The sequence below is a fragment of the Exiguobacterium sp. s91 genome, from assembly GCF_018618915.1.
Classification (GTDB): domain Bacteria; phylum Bacillota; class Bacilli; order Exiguobacteriales; family Exiguobacteriaceae; genus Exiguobacterium_A; species Exiguobacterium_A abrahamii.
Window position 1 is genome coordinate 1,919,673 of sequence record NZ_JACSMZ010000001.1, and the last position, 23,177, is coordinate 1,942,849.

Annotated in this window: 21 protein-coding genes, 1 riboswitch and 1 other annotated feature (1 of these 23 only partly in view); of the genes, 9 read left to right on the forward strand and 12 right to left on the reverse strand. The window is 48.5% G+C overall.

Translation table 11 applies throughout. The features are described 5' to 3' along the window. Positions 1-40: 40 nt before the first annotated feature. From KNQ06_RS10015 to KNQ06_RS10025, 3 genes are all read right to left on the reverse strand, one after another. Positions 41-814, reverse strand: a complete 774-nt coding sequence (locus KNQ06_RS10015; RefSeq protein ID WP_029341130.1) for a transporter substrate-binding domain-containing protein — start codon at positions 812-814, stop codon at positions 41-43. Positions 815-1,102: 288 nt separating this feature from the next. Continuing rightward, positions 1,103-1,528: a BrxA/BrxB family bacilliredoxin gene (locus tag KNQ06_RS10020; RefSeq protein ID WP_023467616.1), complete on the reverse strand. Its 426-nt coding sequence runs from the start codon at positions 1,526-1,528 to the stop codon at positions 1,103-1,105. A gap of 30 nt (positions 1,529-1,558) precedes the next feature. Continuing rightward, positions 1,559-2,743 (reverse strand): class I SAM-dependent methyltransferase, encoded by a 1,185-nt coding sequence (locus KNQ06_RS10025; protein WP_215148108.1) that lies wholly within the window; start codon positions 2,741-2,743, stop codon positions 1,559-1,561. Positions 2,744-2,853: 110 nt separating this feature from the next. On the opposite strand from KNQ06_RS10025, the gene KNQ06_RS10030 reads away from it, so the two are divergent. Beyond that, positions 2,854-3,627, forward strand: a complete 774-nt coding sequence (locus KNQ06_RS10030) for a sporulation protein (RefSeq protein ID WP_058705388.1) — start codon at positions 2,854-2,856, stop codon at positions 3,625-3,627. A gap of 178 nt (positions 3,628-3,805) precedes the next feature. After that, positions 3,806-5,722 carry a glycoside hydrolase family 3 protein gene (locus KNQ06_RS10035; RefSeq protein WP_215148110.1) on the forward strand — a complete coding sequence of 639 codons (1,917 nt, stop codon included), beginning with the start codon at positions 3,806-3,808 and terminating at the stop codon, positions 5,720-5,722. Positions 5,723-5,751: 29 nt separating this feature from the next. Here the strand turns inward: KNQ06_RS10035 and KNQ06_RS10040 are convergent, their stop codons facing one another. Both KNQ06_RS10040 and tenA read right to left on the reverse strand, forming a co-directional pair. Then, a complete protein-coding gene (locus KNQ06_RS10040; RefSeq protein WP_215148112.1) occupies positions 5,752-6,060 on the reverse strand; it encodes a hypothetical protein in 309 nt (102 codons plus the stop codon). 51 nt (positions 6,061-6,111) lie between these two features. Further along, positions 6,112-6,807 carry a thiaminase II gene (tenA, locus tag KNQ06_RS10045; protein WP_215148114.1) on the reverse strand — a complete coding sequence of 232 codons (696 nt, stop codon included), beginning with the start codon at positions 6,805-6,807 and terminating at the stop codon, positions 6,112-6,114. Between the two features lie 73 nt (positions 6,808-6,880). Continuing rightward, positions 6,881-6,987: riboswitch (TPP riboswitch) on the reverse strand. A 193-nt stretch (positions 6,988-7,180) separates the two neighbouring features. On the opposite strand from tenA, the gene KNQ06_RS10050 reads away from it, so the two are divergent. The 7 genes from KNQ06_RS10050 (at position 7,181) to KNQ06_RS10080 (ending at position 16,368) form a co-directional block, all read left to right on the forward strand. Then, positions 7,181-8,062 (forward strand): DUF1002 domain-containing protein, encoded by an 882-nt coding sequence (locus KNQ06_RS10050; RefSeq protein ID WP_023467610.1) that lies wholly within the window; start codon positions 7,181-7,183, stop codon positions 8,060-8,062. 276 nt (positions 8,063-8,338) lie between these two features. Continuing rightward, the gene (gene abc-f / locus KNQ06_RS10055; protein WP_214769111.1) at positions 8,339-10,138 is read left to right on the forward strand and encodes a ribosomal protection-like ABC-F family protein; all 1,800 of its coding nucleotides are present in this window, start codon (positions 8,339-8,341) and stop codon (positions 10,136-10,138) included. Between the two features lie 196 nt (positions 10,139-10,334). Next, positions 10,335-11,798: an alanine/glycine:cation symporter family protein gene (locus KNQ06_RS10060; RefSeq protein WP_064300273.1), complete on the forward strand. Its 1,464-nt coding sequence runs from the start codon at positions 10,335-10,337 to the stop codon at positions 11,796-11,798. A gap of 137 nt (positions 11,799-11,935) precedes the next feature. Continuing rightward, positions 11,936-12,829 carry a diacylglycerol/lipid kinase family protein gene (locus tag KNQ06_RS10065; protein WP_023467607.1) on the forward strand — a complete coding sequence of 298 codons (894 nt, stop codon included), beginning with the start codon at positions 11,936-11,938 and terminating at the stop codon, positions 12,827-12,829. 245 nt (positions 12,830-13,074) lie between these two features. Next, positions 13,075-13,791: a M23 family metallopeptidase gene (locus KNQ06_RS10070; RefSeq protein ID WP_149426982.1), complete on the forward strand. Its 717-nt coding sequence runs from the start codon at positions 13,075-13,077 to the stop codon at positions 13,789-13,791. A gap of 116 nt (positions 13,792-13,907) precedes the next feature. Beyond that, positions 13,908-15,881: a penicillin-binding transpeptidase domain-containing protein gene (locus KNQ06_RS10075; RefSeq protein WP_215148116.1), complete on the forward strand. Its 1,974-nt coding sequence runs from the start codon at positions 13,908-13,910 to the stop codon at positions 15,879-15,881. A 16-nt stretch (positions 15,882-15,897) separates the two neighbouring features. Beyond that, on the forward strand, positions 15,898-16,368 hold the full coding sequence (locus KNQ06_RS10080) for a GNAT family N-acetyltransferase (RefSeq protein WP_215148118.1): 471 nt from the start codon (positions 15,898-15,900) through the stop codon (positions 16,366-16,368). A gap of 263 nt (positions 16,369-16,631) precedes the next feature. On the opposite strand, the gene trpA is transcribed toward KNQ06_RS10080, so the two are convergent. Genes trpA through trpE form a run of 7 tightly spaced genes read right to left on the reverse strand, consistent with a single transcriptional unit; the run spans position 16,632 to position 22,917 of the window. Beyond that, positions 16,632-17,414, reverse strand: coding sequence for a tryptophan synthase subunit alpha (trpA, locus tag KNQ06_RS10085; protein WP_215148120.1), 783 nt, complete (start codon positions 17,412-17,414; stop codon positions 16,632-16,634). Continuing rightward, positions 17,414-18,610 (reverse strand): tryptophan synthase subunit beta, encoded by a 1,197-nt coding sequence (gene trpB / locus KNQ06_RS10090; RefSeq protein ID WP_023467602.1) that lies wholly within the window; start codon positions 18,608-18,610, stop codon positions 17,414-17,416. The genes trpA and trpB overlap by 1 nt, the downstream gene beginning before the upstream one ends. Then, complete coding sequence (locus tag KNQ06_RS10095; protein ID WP_215148122.1) at positions 18,607-19,176, reverse strand: phosphoribosylanthranilate isomerase; 570 nt, start codon at positions 19,174-19,176, stop codon at positions 18,607-18,609. The genes trpB and KNQ06_RS10095 overlap by 4 nt, the downstream gene beginning before the upstream one ends. Continuing rightward, positions 19,173-19,940, reverse strand: a complete 768-nt coding sequence (gene trpC, locus KNQ06_RS10100) for an indole-3-glycerol phosphate synthase TrpC (RefSeq protein WP_058713633.1) — start codon at positions 19,938-19,940, stop codon at positions 19,173-19,175. Before trpC ends, KNQ06_RS10095 begins: the two co-directional genes overlap by 4 nt. Then, positions 19,937-20,953 (reverse strand): anthranilate phosphoribosyltransferase, encoded by a 1,017-nt coding sequence (gene trpD / locus KNQ06_RS17015; protein ID WP_035398277.1) that lies wholly within the window; start codon positions 20,951-20,953, stop codon positions 19,937-19,939. The genes trpC and trpD overlap by 4 nt, the downstream gene beginning before the upstream one ends. A gap of 6 nt (positions 20,954-20,959) precedes the next feature. Then, complete coding sequence (locus KNQ06_RS17020) at positions 20,960-21,526, reverse strand: anthranilate synthase component II (RefSeq protein WP_251133509.1); 567 nt, start codon at positions 21,524-21,526, stop codon at positions 20,960-20,962. Then, the gene (gene trpE / locus KNQ06_RS10110; RefSeq protein ID WP_215148124.1) at positions 21,523-22,917 is read right to left on the reverse strand and encodes an anthranilate synthase component I; all 1,395 of its coding nucleotides are present in this window, start codon (positions 22,915-22,917) and stop codon (positions 21,523-21,525) included. The genes KNQ06_RS17020 and trpE overlap by 4 nt, the downstream gene beginning before the upstream one ends. A 51-nt stretch (positions 22,918-22,968) precedes the next feature. Beyond that, positions 22,969-23,177 (reverse strand) — a binding site (T-box leader) (it continues 40 nt past the right edge of the window).

Below are 23,177 nucleotides of genomic sequence, written 5' to 3' on the forward strand. Positions count from 1 at the left end.
ACAAAAGGGATGAGGTTACCCCCACCCCCATGCACTTGACTTATTTTGCTTCTTTTTGGAACCATTCTTCTGCCAATTTATCGATTTCACCACTGTCAATCATCTTCTTCAACTCTTTGTTGAAATCGTCACGCATCTTGTCACCTTTTTTGAAGGCGATCGCTGATCCAGCTGGACCATCTTCTTCAATCTGGTACGTTTTCAGGGATGCATCTTGATCCATGTATTTGACGGCAACTGCATCCTCGATGATGAGGGCATCGATCCGACCTGTATTCAATTCTTGAATGATTTCTGGGATTTTGTTTAAAGGAACCGCTTCGCTATCTTTGAAGCGATCTTTTGCGAGTCCCTCTTGGATTGATCCAAGCTGGACACCGATTTTTTTGCCTTTGAGTTCGTCTTCCGAACTGATGGCTTTATCCTTCGTCATGACCAAGTTTTTTGATTCGAAGTAGATGTCCGTGAAGTCAGCGTTTTTCTTCCGCTCTTCCGTTGGTGTCATACCCGCCATGACGAAGTCGACACGACCTGAGCTGAGGGCACCAAGTAGGCTACCGAATTCCATGTCTTCGATTTTTAAGTCATATCCGAGATTTTTCGTGACTTCTTTGGCGATCGCAACGTCGAACCCGACGATGTCCTCTCCTTTTTTCGTATCGATGTATTCAAATGGGAAGTAATCCGCTGACGTTCCCATCGTCAATACTTTATCGCTTTTGCTTGAACCACCTGTTGATTCTTCCGACGCGCCACATGCTGCCATCGTGACTGCCAGAATGCCTGCCATTGCCGTTGCTAATAATTTTTTCATTCGAGTTTTCCCCTTCCAACGCTCAATTGTCAGAACTTTAACAATAGTATGACTTATGTGTATGTCCAATTCAATACCGAAAAGCCTGACCTGTTCTATTGCTTTTAGGATATACGAATATTTATTCACTGTAAAGCATAAATATATAAATTTTTTTGACTTTCTATTCATAAATCATGCATAAATGACTTTTTATACAATTTTGCAAACGCTTTCAATTTTAAAATTTATTATCTTAATCTCATGAATGCGTAAAAAAAAGACCCCTTTATCAGGAGTCTTCTTTGCTTATGCATAGATTTCAATCAATGATTCAAGTTTCTCGACGACCTCTTCTGCCGTGAACGATTCGATGTCGAACCGCTCGACCATCGAGAGGATGTTTCCATCTTGCATTAATGCAAATGACGGAGATGAAGGTGGATAACCTTCGAAGTATTCACGCGCACGGTCTGTCGCTTCGCGATCTTGTCCAGCGAATACCGTGACGAAATGATCGGGCTTGATGCCCTCTTTCCGATTAACGTACGCTGCAGCAGGACGGGCGATCCCGCCAGCACATCCACACACCGAATTGACAAGGACAAGTGTTAGCCCTTCGCGTTTCATTGCTTCATCCACGCTCTCTGGCGTCGTTAATTCTTCAAATCCAGCAGCTTGCGCTTCTTTGCGGGCTGTTTGGACGACATCTTCAAAATACATTTGGAAATCCATCGTATTGCCTCCTTTGATTCGTTCTCCTTCTTATTGTACGAGTTTCGGTGAAATCTGTCCAAGTCTGCCGCTTAATTCAGTTTCTAAAAATGGTCGGGCATGCAACAAATCACGGAACGCGATGTAACGATCGATTTTCTCTTCCGTTGGTCGCTTGTTTTGTTTGTATGCTCGAATCAAGATGTTCTTCGGTGTGTGCTCGAGATCAATGAATTCGAGAAGTTGCGCTTCATATCCGACCAGTGTTAGCAACTCGGCACGAATCGAATCTGTCGCCAGTGATGCGAATTTTTCTTTGATCAGTCCGTGCTGGAGCATGACATCGAGTGGCGAACAGTCCAGTTGACGGTTCAATTCCTTTTGACAGCACGGTACGCTCAGGATGACTGATGCATTCCAGTCGACAGCTCGTGCGAGTGCGACGTCCGTCGCGACATCACAAGCGTGAAGTGTCACCATCAGGTCGACTTCCGTCTCCCCTGTGTAATCATGAACGTCCCCGACGCGGAATGTCAGATCGGTATAATCCAGATCACGCGCAATTTGCGTACATTCTTCGATGACTTCTTTCTTTAAATCAAGACCTGTCACTTCGAGGTCGAATCCTTTGACGACTTTTAGATAATGATAGAGAGCGAACGTCAAATACGACTTCCCGCATCCGAAGTCCAAGATCCGGAGTTTTTTTTCTTTTGGCAAGGCAGCAATGCTATCCTCAACGAATTCAAGAAAGCGATTGATTTGTTTAAACTTATCATACTTCTGTTTTTTGACTTGACCCGCTTCCGTCATGACGCCTAAGCGAATCAGAAACGGAACCGGCACACCGTCTTCTAATAGATAGGTTTTTTTCCGGTCATGCGACAAGAGAGCTTTCATCGGCTCCTTTTTGGATGTCTTGAGCGCGACTTTCATCTTTTTCGAGAGCTGGAATTGCCATTCTTCTTCTTCAAAACGGAATAAGAATTGACGGAATTCCGTGAACCAGTCATCGAGTCGTCCGACGAAATCGTCAATTAAAATATTTTCATGCTTCATAACGCGTTCAAATTGAAACTCTACCTGCATCATCACCGTATCTCTTAATAGAATCGGTTTTACCTTGATTCGTCGGAGATCATTTGATTTTTGACGCGGATTACTTATCGTTGCATGGATCAGTGTTCCTTGCGTGATTTGCGAGGCAAGACTCGCTTTTAATTCATGTAGTTCCACTAGTCGTCCCGTCCTTTTCTGATGTTCTTTCGAAACTGTAGCAAATTCGTACCTGTTCGACAAGTTTACACGCTTTATCATTCGTACGTAATCAAAAGGAGGAATTCATCATGTTCAAAAAAATTCTCTCACAAATCGGAATCGGTGCCGCAACGGTCGATACACGCTTGACGGATGACCGCTGTGAACCAGGCGGTCAAATTCACGGTGTCGTCCATATCAAGGGCGGAAACGTCGATCAAGAAATTGATCGAATTTATCTTGAATTCAACACGCAGTACAAACAAGAAGTCAATGATAGCACGACGTTCACGACCTTCACGCTCGACCGATTTGCCTTAAATGAAGCGAAGTTCACGATTGAAGCGGGTGTCGAGCGGGAAATTCCCTTTACATTACGCGTACCGCTGAATACACCACTCTCCGTCAGTCAATCGAAATCGTGGATCGAGACGGGACTCGACATCGCTCAAGCCGTTGATCCATCGGACCGTGACGCCGTCATCGTCGAAGCAAACCGCTACCAAGCAACAGTCTTAGATGCCATGGAGTCACTTGGCTTCCGATTGAAAAAAGCCGACACGGAAAAATTACCTGGACGATTCCGGAAAGATTTACCGATTGCTCAGGAGCTTGAATATTCAGCTCGCAATACACACTACGCTCATAAACTGGATGAGATTGAAATCATCATGCTTCAAGACGGGTCTGGGATTGATTTAATCGTCCAAGTCGATCGTCGTGCGCACAGTCTCGGATCATTGTTCAGTGAAATGGCTGGTGCGGATGAGTCAATGATCAAATTGCGTCTGTCCAATAGTGAATTGCAAGATCAATCGTTCGTCGAACGTCAGCTGACAAGCATCGTGGAACGCTATAGCTAATCAATCGATCGAATTTACTTGAAAGTGATTCCTCTTCAGGGGAATCACTTTTTTATTGAATTTTATTTCAATTTGAAATCGTTTACAAATAAAATATTGTTTTAAAATAACCCCCTTGCTATACTGTCCGTATTGAAAAGAATTCCAGTCACGGTTTGACTAAAGGAGGACGTACATCATGAAAAAAATCGGACAGTTCACGTTAACAGCAGGACTCGCAGCAGTACTTGTCTCAAGTAGTTTGCCTGTCATGGCAGAGGCAGGGTCTTCAGCCGATCGGATCAGTCAAAAAATCGACACGATGACACTCGAACAAAAAATCGGGCAAATGATCATGCCGGACTTCCGGCAGTGGGATGGTAGCAACCATACGTCGCTTGCCCCAGAAGTCGCGAACATCATCGACCGTTATGATTTAGGTGGCGTCATCTTGTTTGCTGAGAACGTCAGCGAAACCGAACAGACGACGAAACTCGTTCATGATCTGCAAGAAGTCGTCAAACAAGACGACAGCAACGATATTCCGCTGTTCGTCACGATCGACCAAGAAGGCGGCATCGTCACTCGGCTCGGAACAGGAACGAACTTACCCGGCAATATGGCGTTAGGTGCGACCCGTAGTAGTGCATACGCGAATGATGCCGGTCACATCATCGGTTCGGAACTGCGTGCACTCGGCATCAATGTCAACTTCGGTCCGGATCTTGATGTCAACAGCAACCCTGGAAATCCCGTCATCGGTGTCCGCTCGTTCTCGAGTGATCCGGAGCTCGTCGGCACACTCGGTTCCGCTTTGATGAAGGGAATTCAGGATGAAGGCGTCGCAGCGACTGCCAAGCACTTCCCGGGTCACGGCGATACAGCGACCGATTCCCACTATGGCTTGCCGGTCGTCGACCGGTCCTTGCAGGAACTGGAACAAGTCGAGCTCGCCCCGTTCAAGCGAGCTATTGCTGAAGACATCGATATGGTCATGACGGGACATATCGGAATGCCGCAAATCGAACCCGAAGTCGTCTCATCGAAAAGCGGTACCTTCCCTTTACCTGCGACGTTATCGGATGATGTCATCACGGGCGTACTGCGCGAAAAACTTGGCTACGATGGCATCGTCATCACAGACGCGTTGAACATGCAGGCGATTGCCGACAACTTCACGGAATCAGAAGCCGTTTTAAAGACGTTTGACGCCGGTGTCGATATCGCGCTCATGCCGACGATCCTTCGTTCCGAGCAGGATGTCACAAAACTCGACCGGATTTTCAAGGATGTGATCGCAGCAGTCAAAGATGGTCGCCTCTCAGAGGAACGGATCGATCAATCGGTTGAGCGGATTCTGACACTGAAAGCAGAACGCGGAATTTGGAACGGTACGACTGACACGACATCCCTAGCTGAAAAAATCGCGCAATCGAACCAAATCGTCGGTAGTCCCGAGCATAAAGCAAAAGAACGTGCGATGACGGAAGCCGCGGTCACACTCGTGAAAAATGATCAGCGGACGTTACCATTCAAACCGAAAAAGAATGCCAACGTTCTTGTGATCGCTCCTGCGGCGGATCAAACGGACAGCATGAAAAAAACGATCGCTTCCCTACCGAAGAATCGGAACTGGCACGTGACGACAGCGAATTACTCGGCTACTACGCTACCGCTCGACCAAAACCCGACATTACGGGCGCAACTCGATGCAGCAGATTACATCATCGTCGGTTCCAACGTCAACACGAGTGCTAAACTACTACCTACTGCACCAGAACAAGCGATTCCGGCTTCGATCTTCCGCTATGCGAAACAAACGGATACACCATCCGTCCTGCTCAGTCTCCGTAACCCATACGATGTCGCCGTACAACCGGACGCACCGGCACACGTCCTCGTCTATGGCTTCAAAGGTGACCCGAACGGTCCAGACTCCGAAGCAGGCAATCTAAAATCAGCGGGACCGAACCTGCCTGCAGGTATCCGAGCGATCTTCGGAACGTTCAAACCGCAAGGCACTTTACCGGTTGATGTGCCGGTCTTTCAGAACGGTGTCTTTACCGATCAACTGCATCTTAAATTCGGTGACGGCTTTAAAAACTGGAAAAAATGAGGACATGATACACAAAAGACCGAAGCTCCTTAAAGGATGCCTCGGTCTTTTAATGATGGATATGCAGATTCGGCTTCTGCTTTCGCACGCTCGTAGACACGATGAAGTGAATAAGTCAACGAAGCGTAGAGGACGACGACCAGGACAGTCGCGATAGTTCTCCCCGTTGTAAAACCGAACTGAAGCAACACCTGAAAATTCTGAATCGTAGCATATGTTCCGTACACCGCCATCAAGATGGGAATGATGTACCCAACAAATCTCACTTTTACTTTTCCGAGCACCTGTTGCACGACATATGCCGCGAGAATCACAAGTGCGATCACGATGATTTCCATTCCAATCCCTACTTTCACTAAATGGTATTCCTAATTCTACCATTTATTGATTCAAGAAGATACCGCTCGTGCTGGAATCGTTTCGTAAACTGACGCAAACGTCTCTTCCGTCCACCCCATGTGCCAGAAGAGTAACTCATAGTAACAACTTGTCACGAAATGACGTTTCATCCGCTCGCGTTCCATCGGGCTCGCTTGTTCCGCCAGCGCATCAAGCCGTGCAATCTGTTCAAAGACGACCTTTTCAAACCATTCCGAGCTGTACGTGTCGATCCATTGCTGATAGATTTTTTCTTCCGGAGTACACGTCAGTAATTGCTGTCCGACTTCATAATACAACCAGTAACATGGCAAGATGGCAGCAATCGTCTCACCGAGCGTTCCTTCACTCGCATGATGCATGTGGGAGACATACGCATATGCTGTCGGTGCCGGTTCAAATGCTTCAAGATCTGCTTCCGTAATACCGAGCGGCTCAAAAAATGATTGATGTAAGCTCAACTCTGCCTCGTAAGTCGAAGTAGCATGCTCGGCAAGTGTCGCGATCGTCGCGAAGTCGTCTGCTTTTGACGCTGCCTTCGCTTGAATCTTCGCAAAGTGTTTTAAGTAATAGGCATCCTGCATGACGTAATGCCGAAATTTCGAGAGCGGTAACGTCCCCTCCCCGATTCCTTGTACAAATGGGTGCGTAAAACTACTATCCCAATACGCTTGTGCCGCTTGTTTGATTTCTTGTGTGAATGTCATGATCTCATCCTCCTCGTTTAGTATGAAACGAAAAAACACCACCCCGAAACACACGGGCATGGCGCAAGAAGAACAAGACTTGACGCCACTTCCCTCCGTAAGTACGAACTTAATCAGGTTCAAAGGGTCCGAACGTCTTCGTTCGTCTCAGTCGGTCTACCGACTCCCCTAGTGGTCATTATTCGATTCCCATCCACTATAGCATGCTGAAAATGGAAGTCAAGTTGTCCTCTTTTCGCTATACTATGGAGTGTCAGAAGACGGATGCCGTCTCCATCTACAGACCGATTCCGAACTTCTTTCGTTCTCGTACACTAACTTTAGTACCTGATACTATAATTCATTCTGTTACTTACAATTGGAGGATTTCATTATGCATACACCAACAAAAATCATGGCGTCAGCCGTTATCGCTTCTGCTCTATTACTCCCGACAGCCGCATCTGCCGAACAAGTCGTCGATAAGACGATCGTCACACTCGGGGAGTCGCTCGGCGCAAAGGATAAAGCATGGGTGCTTTCCCGTCTCAATGCACCGGAAGGCATCACACCGATCATCGCCACTTCTGCTGACGAAGAAAAATATCTCGGGAAAAACATTCCACAGTCGCAAAAAGGTGGCAACATGTATTCGTCGGCTAAGATCGAACTGACGGAAAAAGGTGATGGACTTTCCGTCTCGACGGAGAACATCACATGGGTGACAAAGGATATGTATCTCAACGCTCTCGTCACAGCGGGTGTCAAAGATGCCGATATCACGATCACTTCTCCCTACAAGGTGACCGGGACATCGGCACTGACAGGAATCATGAAAGCGTACGATCAAACTTCCGCTGAGACTGGAATTAAGTTAAGTGACGAACGCAAGGATTTAGCACAGCAAGAATTATCGGTCACATCAGACGTCGGAAAAACGGTCGGCACGGATAAAGTCGCTGACTTAATGAATGAGATCAAGGCTGAGATCGCCAATCAAAAACCGGAAACCAAAGTCGAGATCGAAAACCTGATCGTCCAAGTCATTCAAAACAACAATATCCAGTTGTCTGACGCACAAATGGACCGGTTGACGAATCTATTCAATCAAATGGAGCAAGCGAACATCAACTGGGGACAAATCGAGAGTGGTTTGAAAAATGCGGGGCAAGACATCCACGCGTTCGCAACATCAGAAGAAACGAAAGGTTTCTTCGCTAAATTATTCGATGGACTCAGTGACTTCTTCAGTTCAATCGCTGGCGTGTTCAAATAATTCAGACTTCCGTAACTGACAAAAAAATAGTAAACTAGAGATATCTGAAACGAAAGGTGGTGTGAAAAGATGGACTTTGCCGCGTGCAAACACTGGTTGATGGAACAATTGTATCTGTTGCGCGCGATTTTTCATGGAATGGCGTTCTAAGGCACCCGTCTGCCCTTTTTTAGAACTTCATGATTGAAAAATACAGCAAAGCGCATCTTTCACACGTGATGGAGAGTGCTATTTGCGCTCTCCTTTTTTTGATGCGCGCGAAAGGATCAATTGATTATGATGATTTGCGACATTCAACACCTAACCAAACAATTCGGAGGCGAAACGATCTTAACGGATGTTTCCCTCTTCTTAAACGAACACGACCGTGTCGGTCTAATTGGACGAAACGGGAGTGGCAAGACGACATTACTCCGCTTGCTCGCTCGCCTTGAGCAACCGGACGGTGGTGTCATCTATCAAAAGAGCGGTTTGACGATCGGCTATCTGGAACAACTTCCTGTATATAGTGAGACGATGACCGGACTCGACGTCCTTTGGACAGCGTTTGAAGACATCCTCGCGATCCGTTCTCGGATGCAACAGTTGGAGCAAATGATGGCGACAGCACCAGAGAATCTGGATGCGTTACTCGCACGATATGCGGAAGCGACGAATGCGTTCGAACAAAAGGATGGCTATCTACTCGACTCGAAAATCGAGCGCATGGTGAACGGGTTACACCTTCGTCCGTTACTCACTCGTCCTTTCCACCAGTTGAGCGGTGGTGAACAGACGAAGATTTGTCTCGGTCGCATGTTACTCATGGAGCCAAATCTGCTCATTCTTGACGAACCGACGAACCATCTTGATTTAGCTGCCGTGGAATGGCTAGAGCAGTTCTTACGGGACTACACAGGAACCATCCTGCTCGTCTCTCACGACCGGGTCTTCTTAGACGCCGTCGTCACCTCGATCGTTGAACTCGAGGACGGTGAACTGACAACCTATATAGGGAATTACAGCGCGTTCGTCGTCGAACGAGAACGTCGCTTGATGGAACAGTTCCACGCCTACCAAGAGCAACAGAAAAAAATAAAGAAAATGAAGGAAGCGATTCGTCGACTCCGGCAATGGGCAAACGAAGCGTCTCCACCGAGTGAGAAATTATTCCGTAAAGCAAAATCAATGGAACGAGCACTCGAGCGGATCGAACGGATTAAACGACCACAACTCGAAGCCAAAACCGCTGATGTCTCCTTCTCTTCCACTGATCACACGAGCCAAGTCGTCTTTCGCGCTGAAGAACTCTCGTTTGCTTACGGAATTCGCCACATTTTTGATGACGTCTCGTTCGAGATCATGGCACAGGATCGGATCGCGATCGTCGGAACGAATGGGAGTGGGAAATCGACGTTGCTCTCACTGCTGCTTGACGAATTATCACCAGAGGCAGGCACACTCACGCGTGGACCATCGAATCGGATCGGTTACCTGTCCCAGCATGCCCATTTCGAGGAGGACGCGCGGTTAATCGACTGGTTTAGAGACCGGATTGCCGTTCCAGAAGCGGAAGCCCGCCATATCCTAGCCCGGTTCCTGTTCTTTGGACCAACTGTCTTTCGGTCCATTTTGTCACTGAGCGGAGGCGAACGTGTGCGATTGCAACTCGCCGTCCTCGTTCATTCGTCGGTCAATGTATTAATTCTCGACGAGCCGACGAACCATCTCGATATTGAATCAAGAGAGACACTCGAAGAAGCACTCGAGAATTTTTCTGGTACATTGATTGCCGTCTCACACGACCGCTATTTCTTAAATCGGCTTTTTCCGCAGATCCTGTGGCTCGAAAATGGTCTGACGCGTTATCATGGTACGTATGCGTATGCTCAACAGAAGCGTACTGAGTTCGCTACGTCTTCCTCACTCCACGTAACCCCTCAAAAACCAAAACGCTTGTCACAACATGAGTTAGAAGTGCAGATCGAGCGGCTTGAACAGAAATTAGCAAAACGTGAAAAACCGACCGATACCGTTTCTAAAAGCATCCAACAGCAACTCGATGACCTATACGAACAATTGCTACAGTATGGATGATTTAGCTTTACTTGCCTGTCACTCTCGATACCGAGAGTGGCAGTTTTTTCGTTCACCTACAATGTTTTTAACTCCTAACATTTAGCTAACTTTATTAAGTTTTAAAATTTTATTTTATTTTGTTGTTGCTTATTGTCTGAAAATTCGTATAATTTAGCGTATAGCTTTTATTATTCTTTGGGAGGAATACACCATCATGAACGCCATTCAGCAAGTCATTCAAGGAAGTGTCGATTACGCCAACAACATTTTATGGTCGTATGTATTAATCGCTGTATTGATCGGCGGCGGGATCTACTTCACGATCCGAACTGGCTTCATCCAATTCACTTACTTAAAAGAGATGTTCCGCGTCACGCTCGATAAAAGTGAACAAACAACAGACGATAAAGGAGAAAGCATCACTTCTCTCCAGTCATTCTTCATCGGTGCGGCGACACGGATCGGTACGGGTAACCTTGCCGGTGTCACGATTGCCGTCACACTCGGCGGACCAGGTGCCGTCTTCTGGATGTGGATGGTCGCTCTCTTAGGGGGCGCGACGGCTCTCATCGAAAGTACACTGGCTCAAGTCTATAAAGTACGCGATACGAAATCGAACGCATACCGTGGTGGTCCTGCCTACTACATCGAAAAAGGCTTGAAGAACCGAGCTCTCGGAATCGTCTTTGCAATCTTGATTGCTGTGACGTTCGGCCTTATCTTCAACTCCGTTCAATCAAACACGATTGCCGCTGCCTTTGACAATGCGTTCGGTATCAACACAGCTGTCGTCGGCGCAGCACTCGTCGTCTTGACGGGACTCGTCATCTTTGGTGGTGTCCACCGTGTCGCGAAGTTCTCTGCAATCATCGTTCCTATCATGGCAGGTCTCTACTTGATTGCTGCTCTTTATGTCGTCGTTACGAACCTGACGGAACTTCCTGGTGTGTTCGCAATGATTTTCAAAAGTGCCTTCGGAATCGAGCAAGCATTCGGTGGCTCGGTCGGTGCTGCAATCTCACTCGGTGTCAAACGCGGATTGTTCTCAAACGAAGCGGGAATGGGGTCTGCTCCGAACGCTGCGGCGGCGGCTGAAGTCTCTCACCCAGCAAAACAAGGTTTCTTACAAACACTTGGTGTATTCCTTGATACGTTGATCGTCTGTACAGCGACAGCAACGATTATTCTCCTCAGTGATAGTTATGCTGCTGGAAATGGCGAAGGAATCGGCATGTTGCAAAACGCGCTCTCCGAAGAATTTGGTGCAATTGCCCCACCATTCATCGCACTCAGCGTCTTCTTGTTTGCTTTTAGTTCGATCGTTGGTAGTTACTACTACGGTGAGACGAACATCGAGTTCATCAAACAAAGTCCAGCAGCCGTCTTCGGTTTCCGGATTGCGACAATGGGCTTCGTCTTCATCGGATCTGTTCTCAGCCTCGGTATGGTATGGAGTTTTGCCGATCTCTTCATGGCAGGCATGACATTAATCAATATGACAGCGATCCTCCTCTTGAGCGGCATCGCTCTCAAAGTCATCAAAGATTATCAGGAACAACGGAAACAGGGACTCGATCCTGTCTTCTCAGCAAAAGCACTCGGGATTGAAAATACGGAGTGTTGGGACGTTGAAGAAGAAGCTCGTCCTGCTGCTGGTGAAGTGCCGCCATCACAATAATTTAACTCTGAGTTCAAACTTCAACACCGAGGAAGCCATGCGCCTACTCGGTGTTTTTATTTGTAAAAAAGAATTTGGATTATGTTTTCATCGGACAGGGAAAAAGTCAACAGATTGTCCCGAAGGAGGAATTCATCTTGTCTCAAGCCATGTTGATCATCAACCCGTCTTCTGGTAAAGAACTCGGAAAAAAACACGCGACGCTCGCTGAAGAGACGCTTGCTACCCGCTTTGAAACCGTCGACGTTCGGTTCACGGAAAAAGAACACGATGCGACGGAATTTGCGCGTCATGCTGCCCAGTCTAATTACGATGCTGTCATCGCCATGGGAGGTGACGGAACGGTCAATGAAGTCATCACCGGAATTGCCGAACAACCGCATCGCCCAACACTCGGGATCGTGCCACTCGGAACGGTCAATGACTTATCGCGCGCATTACACATTCCGACGGATCCCGAAGAGGCGATTCAGATTCTAGCTGACGCCCCTGCCCGACCGCTCGATATCGGTAAATATGATGACCATTACTTCATGAACGTCATCGCTGTTGGTCTGATTGCAGAAGCCGTCGAGGAGGTCAGTGTCGAACAAAAAACGTCACTCGGATCGGTCGCTTATTTCATTGAAGGTCTAAAAGCCTTCAAGGATCATAGCCCCTATCCGATTGAAATTGATTCTGCTGAGAAACAATTTGATGGAGAAGCACACTTGTTGATTATCGCCTTGACGAATTCCGTCGGAGGGTTCGAATCCTTTGCAGAAGACGCAAAAGTCGATGATGGACTGTTGCATGGGTTCATCATTACGAAGCTTGGATTCTTTGATGCGCTCCAAGCATTACCCAAACTCATCACGGGGGGATTATCAAAAGCCGATCAAATCGAACACTTCACGACGACACGTGTCGAAATTCGCTCGAAAGAAGAATTGCCGATTAATGCCGATGGGGATACAGCAGGTCATGTTCCTGTGACTGTCGAAGTGCTCCCGCAACATTTAACCGTGTTTTCACCCTCTTCTGCTGAATAACAGTATAGGTTCATCGAAAAAAGAACTGACTCTTTGTCAGTTCTTTTTTACTTATTAATCCATTACAATATATGTTAACAAAGCGTAATTTTGAAACATATTTGAAATATTTTCGTGTTATTGACGATGCTATAATCATCTCAGGCGAAAAATCATTCTTTAAAATAAATAAATATACATAAATTCTTACAATTTTGTAATGATCCGTTCTGTCGCTTCAGATTTTTAAGGAGGAAAAACACTCAATGAAACGTTTACTTACAACAATGACAATGACAGCTTTGGTAGTTTCAGGTTTTGCAACAACGAGTGCTTCGAAAGTTGAAGCTGCAACGACATATAAGGTAAAGGTCACAGCAGACGGGCTTCGTGTCCGTACAGGTCCATCAACAGCTTATAAAATCGTCGGTAGCGTCAATACAGGACAGACATTCAATTATCTCGGTGTTTCCGGTTCATGGACAAAAATTTCATACGGTGGCGCATCACGCTACGTTTCTTCTACATACGTAAAAAAATACAGCACAACGACTTCAACAAAAGCAACGACTGGCTTCTCGCGTCCAGCAAGCGGTCCAATCACGCAAGGATATGGTGCTGCAAGTGGCGTTTACGGTTATACGTTCCATAACGGCATCGATATCGGTGCTCCAACAGGCACACCTGTCTATGCATCGGCTGCTGGTAAAGTCATCACATCCCGTTATTACGGCGCATACGGAAATCACGTCATGATGACGCATACCGTCAATGGCATTCAATATACGACGGTGTATGCACACTTAAACAGTCGCTCTGTCTCAGTCGGACAAACGATTGCTAAAGGATCGAAAATCGGTACGATTGGTGCGACAGGTAACGCATTCGGTGCGCACCTCCACTTCGAAATGCATCGCGGTCCTTACGTCTACAGCGGAACGTCTGCTGCAAACAGTGTCAATCCACTCAATTACTTCAACTAAGCTTGATTCACCGGACTTCTCCCCATGAGAAGTCCGGTTTTGTGTTTCAGATGAAATCTCCTGACAGGAGTGGTACGGTATGATTATGAGTCTAATCCACAACGGAGGCGAAACACATGAAACGAACGATCCCCTTTCTTTTATCAGCGACGTTTGGTGTGACGTTACTTGCCGGATGTCAAGATCAGCCGACACCCGAAGAACGTCTTGATGCCTACATCAAACTTTGGGAAAAACAAGATTACGATAAGATGTATACGTACGCGAGTACGGCTACTAAAAAGGAATACGGAAAAAAAGAATTCATCGACCGGACAAAACAGTTGTCGAAATCGCTTGATATCAAAAAGTTATCCGTCGAACGGAAGAAAGCAAAGGAAGCAACGGATGACGAAAAAGCGTCCCTTCCCGTACGAATCTCCTTCGATACGGTTGCAGGATCTGTCGCTTACGATAAACAAGTCCCGTTAACATTCGAGAAACAAGGAGAAACAGAAAACTGGTTCATTGACTGGGACTCTTCGTTTGTTCTAAAAGACTTTAAGAAAGAAGACAAGGTTCAGTTAGAAACCGTAGAAGGCAAACGTGGTGATTTACTCGACGCGAACGATAAACCGCTCGCGACCTCCGGTAAAGGGTATGCTGTCGGCGCCACTGCAGGACAACTTAAAGATGTCGACCAAGTTGCCGAGTTGCTCGACCGCCCGACCTCATCGGTCGAAGATTCCTTAAAAGCAAGTTGGGTCAAGGATGGACAATTCGTTCCGCTCAAAACACTGACCGACGAAGCAACGGTTGAAAAATTGCGTGACATTCCTGGAATCAGCGTCAAAGAGACAGAAGTCCGAACGTATCCACTTGGTAAAGCAACCTCTCATTTAATTGGATATATCGGTTCGGCAACAGCAGACGAGATTAAAGAATCGAAAAATAAAATCCAAGCTGGCGAACAAGTCGGGAAACGGGGTCTTGAACAAGTCCTTGATGATCGGTTACGCGGTAAAGCCGGTGCCTCGATCATTCTACAAAAGAAAGACGGATCAAGCGTTACCGTTGCTGAAACGAAACCGACGGATGGTGAGGATATTCCGTTGACGATTGATGCTACGCTCCAGAAAAAGACGTACGACACGATGCAGGAGGATCCAGGAACGGCATCGGCAATCGATCCGCGAACTGGTGAGACGCGTGTCTTACTTAGCTCCCCGGGCTTTGATCCTTCTGAATTCATGTCAGGGATCTCGCAAGCGCGACTCGATGAACTGACGCAAGATCCGGATCAACCATTGTTGAACCGATTCACGAGTGCCTTCGCACCCGGTTCGACCCAAAAACCCCTGACGGCCGCCGTTGGCTTAAAAAGTGGAACACTTGACCCGGAAAAAGCCTATACGATCAATGGACTGAAAAATAAGATCGATGGATTTAACGTCACGCGGATTCACGAGACGCCAGCACCCGTTAATCTGCACAATGCGCTCGTTTATTCAGATAACATCTATTTCGCCCGTTCAACACTCGAACAGGTCGGAACGAAAGCGTTCACGTCTGGACTTGAATCACTCGGATACGGAGAGAAGCTACCGTTTACGTATCCGTTACGCGCTTCTCAGATTTCAAACGACGGGACGATCGCTTCAGATGGACAGCTGATGGATACGTCCTACGGACAAGGACAGATGCTGACGAACATTCTCCATCTAACGTCGATGTATGAAATTTTCTTGACCGATGGAACAATCTATCGTCCGACTCTTTTACAAGAGGAAAAAACGAAGCAAGTCTTCAAAAAAGATCTGCTGGATGCGAAAGACGCGAAGATGATTCGTGATGATCTCTATGACGTTGTCCATAACGGCTACACGCTCCCGGCCGAAATCAAGGAAGTCGATGTTGCCGGTAAGACCGGTACGGCAGAATTGAAAAAGGCAGGCGAAACCGATGGAAAAGAGAATGGCTTCTTCGTCGGTTACGATAACGACAAAAAAGATCTTCTCGTTGCCATCATGATCGAATCGGTCGAAAAAGAAGATCGTGGCAGTCCGTATGTATCGGGTCTTGTTGCCGAAGTACTCAAACAAAATCGATGATTGGAGTGATTGCTTGATGATCCGCACGAGCCGTACTTCAGACCTCCCTGCACTGCTTGCACTGACGGCAGAGACCTTCTTGCACCATCAACGATTATCGCCTCACTTTCATCCAGATGTAACGACACCGTACACGCTGGAGTCTTTAAGTCAGATGGTGGAAGCAGAACAACAACTCTGTCTGACAGCGCTTGACGGAGAAACACTCGTTGGTTACTTGTTCGGCAAGTGGACTGCGCCAGCATCCGATCGATTTACACCAGTCCGGATCTTGAACATCACCGACGTCGGTGTCACCTCATCCCATCGTTCATTCGGAATTGGTCGCCAGTTAATGCAGGCTGCAGAAGAACTCGCACTCGAGCGAAAGGTCGATGCTGTTCGCTTAAACGTTTGGGCGGTCAACGACCGTGCCGCCACGTTTTATGAGGAACTTGGATTCGAACCGCTGTATACCAACTTGCAGAAGTCGCTCGTTCAACAGTGACATCTATACGAAAAAGAAGCTGACTCAAAAAAGAATGACGCGTCTTTTCACACCCTTTCCTCAGGTGAGACACAAGCCAGCTTCCCTGCTTCATTCAAGCAGAAAAGCGGGTCTTGTTCGTCTCTAACAGCGCATAAATGCGCCTGATCCTGTAAGAGTGGTGTGTGACGCGTCATTCTTTTTGTTACGAGATAAGGGTGGCAGATCATCATTCTGCCACCCTTATCTTTGTATAGACTGACTTTTGAGTCAGGTCCTTTTTATTAATGCGACGGCGTCGCCGCAAGACGTGCTGCCATCAACTGTTGAATTGTTTCTCGATCGTTCTGATGCAGTAAATCGACGATTTTACTGCCGACGATGACCCCCGAGACTGGGCGGCTCAATTGTTTGACGTGTTCCGGTGTACTGATCCCGAACCCGGCAAGGACTGGTACTGGACTATTTTCTGCGACGTTCGCTAAGTGGTCTTCAAGCGCCGTATCAAACGTCGTCTGTCCACCTGTCGTTCCGTTGACCGTGACCGCATAGAGGAATCCTTCACTTTTATCGGCAATCTTTTGAATCCGCTCCATCGGACTCGTCAAGGAGACGAGCTGGACGAGCGCGATGTCCGATTTGTCCTCTTGCTCGAAAAACTGTTCGCTCTGCTCAAGCGGCAAATCAGGAATGATCAGTCCATCGACCCCGACTTTGCGACATGTCGCTAGAAACGCCGTTAATCCGTAGCGGAAAATCGGATTTAAGTACGTCATCAAGACGACAGGAACATCGACGGTCTGACGAGCAACGCGAACTGCCTCGAGGACATCCTTCAGTCCAACGTTCACTTCTAGCGCCCGGAGTCCCGCTTCTTGAATGACCGGACCGTCAGCGACAGGATCCGAAAACGGAACACCGACTTCAATCGCTGTCGCTCCGGATTCAGCGAGAAACGACAGGATTTCCGGGAGTTGATCGATTCCTCCATCTCCCCCCATGACGTACGGAATGAAGGCTTTCTCCCCTTTGCTCGTAACGGTACGAATGGCTGTTTCTAATCGCATCACGCTTCCCCCTTTAGTGCGTTTCTGACAGTGACGACGTCTTTATCGCCCCGTCCTGATAAGCAGATGACGAGAATCTCTTCCTTGTCCATCTCCGCCGCGAGTTGAGTCGCGTAGGCAATCGCGTGTGCCGACTCAAGTGCCGGGATGATTCCCTCCTTGCGGCTCAACAACTGGAGTGCTTCGAGTGCTTGTTCATCGGTCACCGCTTCATATTGGACGCGACCGATATCTTTTAGCAAGCTATGCTCCGGTCCGACACCCGGGTAATCGAGTCCAGCTGAGATCGAGTGCGCTTCTTGTACTTGACCATGCGCATCCTGTAAGAGATACATCATCGAGCCGTGCAAGACACCGACCTCTCCTTTTGTCATCGTCGCTGCGTGTTTCTCTGTGTCGATTCCGCTGCCCGCCGCTTCAATGCCATACAATTTTACATCTGTATCATCGATGAACGGGTGGAACATCCCGATCGCATTACTACCGCCGCCGACACAAGCGACGATCGCCTCTGGTAGACGCCCCTCTTTTTCGATGATTTGGCGTCGTGTCTCTTTTCCGATGACCGCTTGGAAATCACGGACGAGTTGCGGGAATGGGTGTGGTCCGAGAACAGAACCCATCAAGTAATGCGTGTCTTCGACATGTTTGACCCAGTAGCGGAGTGCTTCATTGACGGCATCTTTGAGTGTCCGACTGCCTTGTGTGACTGGGATGACGGTTGCTCCAAGTAACTCCATCCGGAAGACGTTCAATTCTTGACGGCGCACGTCCTCTTCTCCCATGAAGATGACACACTCGAGATCGAGTAAGGCACAGACCGTCGCTGTCGCGACACCGTGTTGTCCTGCCCCTGTCTCAGCAACGATTTTTCGTTTCCCCATCCGTTCAGCCAATAACGCTTGACCGATCGTATTGTTGATTTTATGGGCACCGGTATGGTTCAAGTCTTCTCGTTTCAAGTAGATCTTTGCGCCACCGATCGTTTGCGTCAAATGTTCGGCAAAATAAAGTGGTGTTTCACGTCCGACGTATTCTTTCAATAATTCGTCCATCCGCGCTTGAAACGCTGGATCTTCTTTTACGGTTGCGTAAGCTTCTTCGAGTTCGATCACTGCGTGCATCAATGTTTCCGGGATGTAGCGTCCTCCGTATTTACCGTATTGTCCTAGTGTATCCGGTTGTGCGTAGCTCATGCTTCTCTCTCCTTTACGGCATCTGCGAATGCCTGCATTTTGATGGGATCTTTCCGTCCATCCGTCTCGATGCCACTTGAGACATCGACCGCGAACGGGTGATATCGTTTGATTGCTTCTCCGACGTTTCCTGCTGTCAAGCCACCGGCAATGAACAGTGGTCGATCGGCTTGAATGTCTCGTGACCAGTCGAATGTCTCGCCACTTCCAGCAACCGGTGCGTCAACGAGCAAATAATCCGTCTGTTGCTCTACTTGTCCGATGTCCGTCACCGGAATCGCTTGAATGACGGGAACTGGTAACTCTCCGTTCGGAATGACACCATGAATTTGGACGAGATCTAGCGCGACTTGTTCGACCGCGTCGGTCACCTGCTGGTAAGTCGGGGAGACGAAGACACCGACGACTTGGACCGTTTTTGGAATGTCGCGTCTGAGACGAGCCGCCTCTTCCAGCGTGACCTGTCGTTTACTTTTAGCAAAGATAAAGCCGATGTAGTCCGCTAAGCGAACTGCCGCTTCGACATGTTCTCTTTCCCGGAGACCACAGAACTTAATCCGTGTCATACGCGAACGCCACTCACTTCTCGGATGAAGACTTGCGGATCGTCTGCCCGCATCAACGTCTCGCCGACGAGGATCCCGTCTGCACCGGCAGCGTGTAATCGCTGTGCTTCCTCGACCGTCTTGATGCCACTCTCACTGATATACCGGACGTCCGGTTGTTTTTGTTCGAGTAATCCGACCGATGTCTGTAAATCAACTTCGAACTTTTTCAAGTTCCGGTTGTTGATGCCAATGATTTGCGCACCAATCGCCTCTGCTCGGCGTAACTCCTCTTCGTCATGGACTTCGACCAAGACCTCAAGTCCTTCTGCGTAAGCATACGCATACAAGTCAGCAAGCGTCTCCTGCTCGAGAGCGGCGACGATTAAGAGAATCAACCGTGCCCCATGTGCTTTTGCCCGGTCGATTTGAATCCGATCAATCATGAAATCCTTACAAAGCACCGGGATGTCGACTGCTGCAGCGACTGCCGCTAAATCGTCCATCGACCCTTTGAAGTACGTCTCGTCCGTCAAGACGGAGATGACGGTCGCCCCACTCGCTTCATATTGTTTTGCCTGAGCGACGACATCGACGTCGAGTGCGATTGCCCCTTTTGATGGCGACGCTCGTTTGATTTCCGCGATGACGGATAAATCCGCTCCCGCTAGTCGTTGCTTAATCGACGGCTTCAATGCCTCCCGACTGATCCGTTCGACCCCGTTTAATTTTAATTGCAGGACTTCTGCTCGTTTCGTTTCGATGATGCGATCTAAGATATTCATCCGATTGCTTCCTCCCGTGTCATTTGTCGTAATTGGTTCAATCGTTCCATCGCCCGTCCTGAGTCGATGCTATCTGCTGCTAAGGCGATTCCTTCTTCGATCGTCTTCGCCCGATTTGCTGCAAAGAGAGCAATTCCCGCATTGAGTAGAACCGTGTCGCGATAAGCACCATGCTCTCCACCAAGAACACGGAGTAAAATCGCCGCATTCTCTTGTGCACTACCTCCGCGAATTGCTTCAAGCGGTGCGGTCTTCAGTCCGACTTCCTCCGGGTGAAGACTGAAGCGGATCAGCTCGCCTTCGTCGAGTAAGACGAGTTGGTTCGTTCCGGCAAGGGATGCTTCATCCATTCCATTCGCACCGTGTAAGACGATTGCCCGCTTCCGTCCGAGTCGGTGCAATGTCAACGCCATCGTCTCAAGCATATCCTCCCGGTAAATTCCTAATAGTTGTGTCTTGAGCGGAACCGGGTTCGTCAATGGACCGATCAAGTTAAAGATCGTTGGAATCCGCAGATCGCGTCGGACCTTCATGATTTGCTTGACGCGTGGGTGCATCCGTTGCGCAAACAAGAAGGCGATTCCGTTCGACTCGAGCTGTTCTGCTAAACGTTCCGGTGTCGCATCGAGCGAAACCCCGAGTGCTTCGAGCACATCAGCGCTGCCCGTTTTACTCGAGACACTCCGATTCCCGTGCTTCGCGACTTTCATGCCGGCACCTGCCAGAACGAAGGCGGCTGTCGTACTGATGTTGAACGATTGTGAGCCGTCGCCTCCAGTGCCGCAGTTATCCATGAAATCGCCGGTGACCGGAATGTCGAGGGCGACCTCGCGCATGATCGAAGCGAGACCGGCTAATTCTTCTGCAGTCTCCCCTTTTGCTTTCAATGCGACGAGAAAAGCGGCAATTTCGCTATCGGTAACGTCTTCCGCAAATAGTTCGCGTGCTGCCTGTTGCATTTCTTCATATCGTAAATGTTTTGCTTCTGCTAATTTCAATAACGTCTCTTTCATCGTTCGTCACTCCTTTGTCAATTCAATGAATCGTTTAATCATCTGCTGTCCTTGTGGTGTTCCGACAGATTCAGGATGGAACTGGATTCCGAAGGTCGGATGCGTCCGGTGCTCGAGTGCCATGATCGTCCGGTCATCCGTTTCTGCTGTGATGACGAGCTCCGTCGGTAAGTCGTTGCGAGCGACGATCAGCGAATGATAGCGCATGACCTCTAACGTTTCCGTCATGTCGTCGAAGAGTTGTCCCGGTTGTCGGATCATCGATGTCTTTCCGTGCATGATGATCGGTGCTTCGACGACGCGTCCTCCGAATGCTTCGCCGATTGCCTGATGTCCGAGACAGACACCGAGAATTGGTACTTGACCCGATAATTGACGAATGAGATCGATGCAGATGCCAGCGTCAGCCGGGCGACCGGGACCGGGTGAGAGGATGATGCCGTCTGGTTTCATCTCGCGTAGTTCTTCGATGCTGACCGCATCGTTTCGAATGACGTGAACGTCAGTATAAACGGATGCGTATTGGTATAGGTTATAGGTAAAAGAATCATAATTATCAATTAGGACGATCATTTCCAAACCTCCAGTAGTGATTTCGCTTTGTGTAACGTCTCCTGGTACTCGAGGCGTGGAATCGAGTCGTAGACGATGCCAGCTCCTGCTTGAACAGAAGCGACACCATCCTTGATCACCATCGTCCGGATCGCGAGGGCAAAATCCATATTCCCTCGAACATCGAAATAGCCGACAGCCCCGGCATATACTTCTCGTTTCACCTGCTCGTACTGGTCGATCAACTGCATCGCTCGGATTTTCGGAGCTCCCGTGACCGTCCCTGCCGGTAGACAAGAGACGAGTGCGTCTGCTCCAGTCTTCCCGTCTGCTAGCGTACCTTCAACGACCGAGACGAGATGCATAACGTTCTTGAATCGTTCGATTTGCATGAAGCGCGTCACCTCGACGGTACCAATCTGGCAAATCCGTCCTAAGTCGTTGCGTCCAAGATCGACAAGCATTCGATGTTCGGCTCGTTCCTTCTCGTCGTGCAGCAACTCTTCTGCTAACCGTCCATCTTCCTCTTTCGTCTTCCCCCGGCGCCGGGTGCCGGCAATCGGATTCGTCGTCACTCGATTCCCTTTGACTTGGACCAAACTTTCCGGGGAGGCCCCGAGTACGATTGCTTCGCCTAAGTCGATATAAAAGAGATAGGGACTCGGATTATCCTTACGAAGCTTCCGATAAAATTGGAACGGATCACCTGAGAACGTCGCATCAAGTCGTTGCGAGAGAACCAGTTGGAAGACGTCGCCTTGGCGGATGTGTCTCTTCGCTTGTTCGACGAGTCCTTCAAACGTCTCTTGATCCATTAACGGTTCATAGACGACATCCCGGAGTGGACGCTCGATGTCCGTTCGCTCCCGTGGTTGCTCAAGTTGCGCTTTCCGTTCTGCTAAACGTTGACGTAATTCATCACGATCGGTGATGCCACCGAGCGACGTCTGAATCAAATGAACACGATGTTCGAGATGATCGAACAGGATGATTTGGTCGTATACAGCGAGTAGCGCGTCCGGTAGTTGGCGCGTTCGCTCAGGAACCGCTCCGAGTGTTTCATAGGCGCGCATCATGTCGTAACCGACATATCCGATCCCACCCGCTAAAAACGGAAGGTCTTCTTCGACGCCACCCCGGAGGATCATCTGTTGCATCAGTCGTACTGGATCACCCGTTTCCTGCGTCAATCGACCTGTCGTCAACTGTTCCCGCGTCACGGTTTGCCCCTCTGCCCGAATCATCTCCACCGGATCGACACCGATGATCGAATACCGTCCTTGATCCGTATGCGCAGAACTTTCAAGTAAACATTTCTGTGTTCCGCTCAGTTGTTGAAAAATCATGATCGGCGTCATCTCGTCGCCGTTTAGTTCAAGTTGTTCGATGATAAGTGTGTCTGTCTGAACCATCCCTGTTCGCCTCCTGGAATATAAAAAAGTCCCCCACACAGCGTATGCTGCATGGAGGACGATTATCTCGCGGTGCCACCTCTCGATTGGAACGGTTCGACCGTTCCCACTCTGTCTGATGCGTCTAATAAGAGACATCATAGCCTACGATAACGGGGGCATCCGTCGCGACCTACTTCTTCGTTCAGCCACGCTCTCATGAGACCATTCACGAAACCTCGCCGTACGGAAGTCGCACCATTCTTCCGCTCTCTGAAACG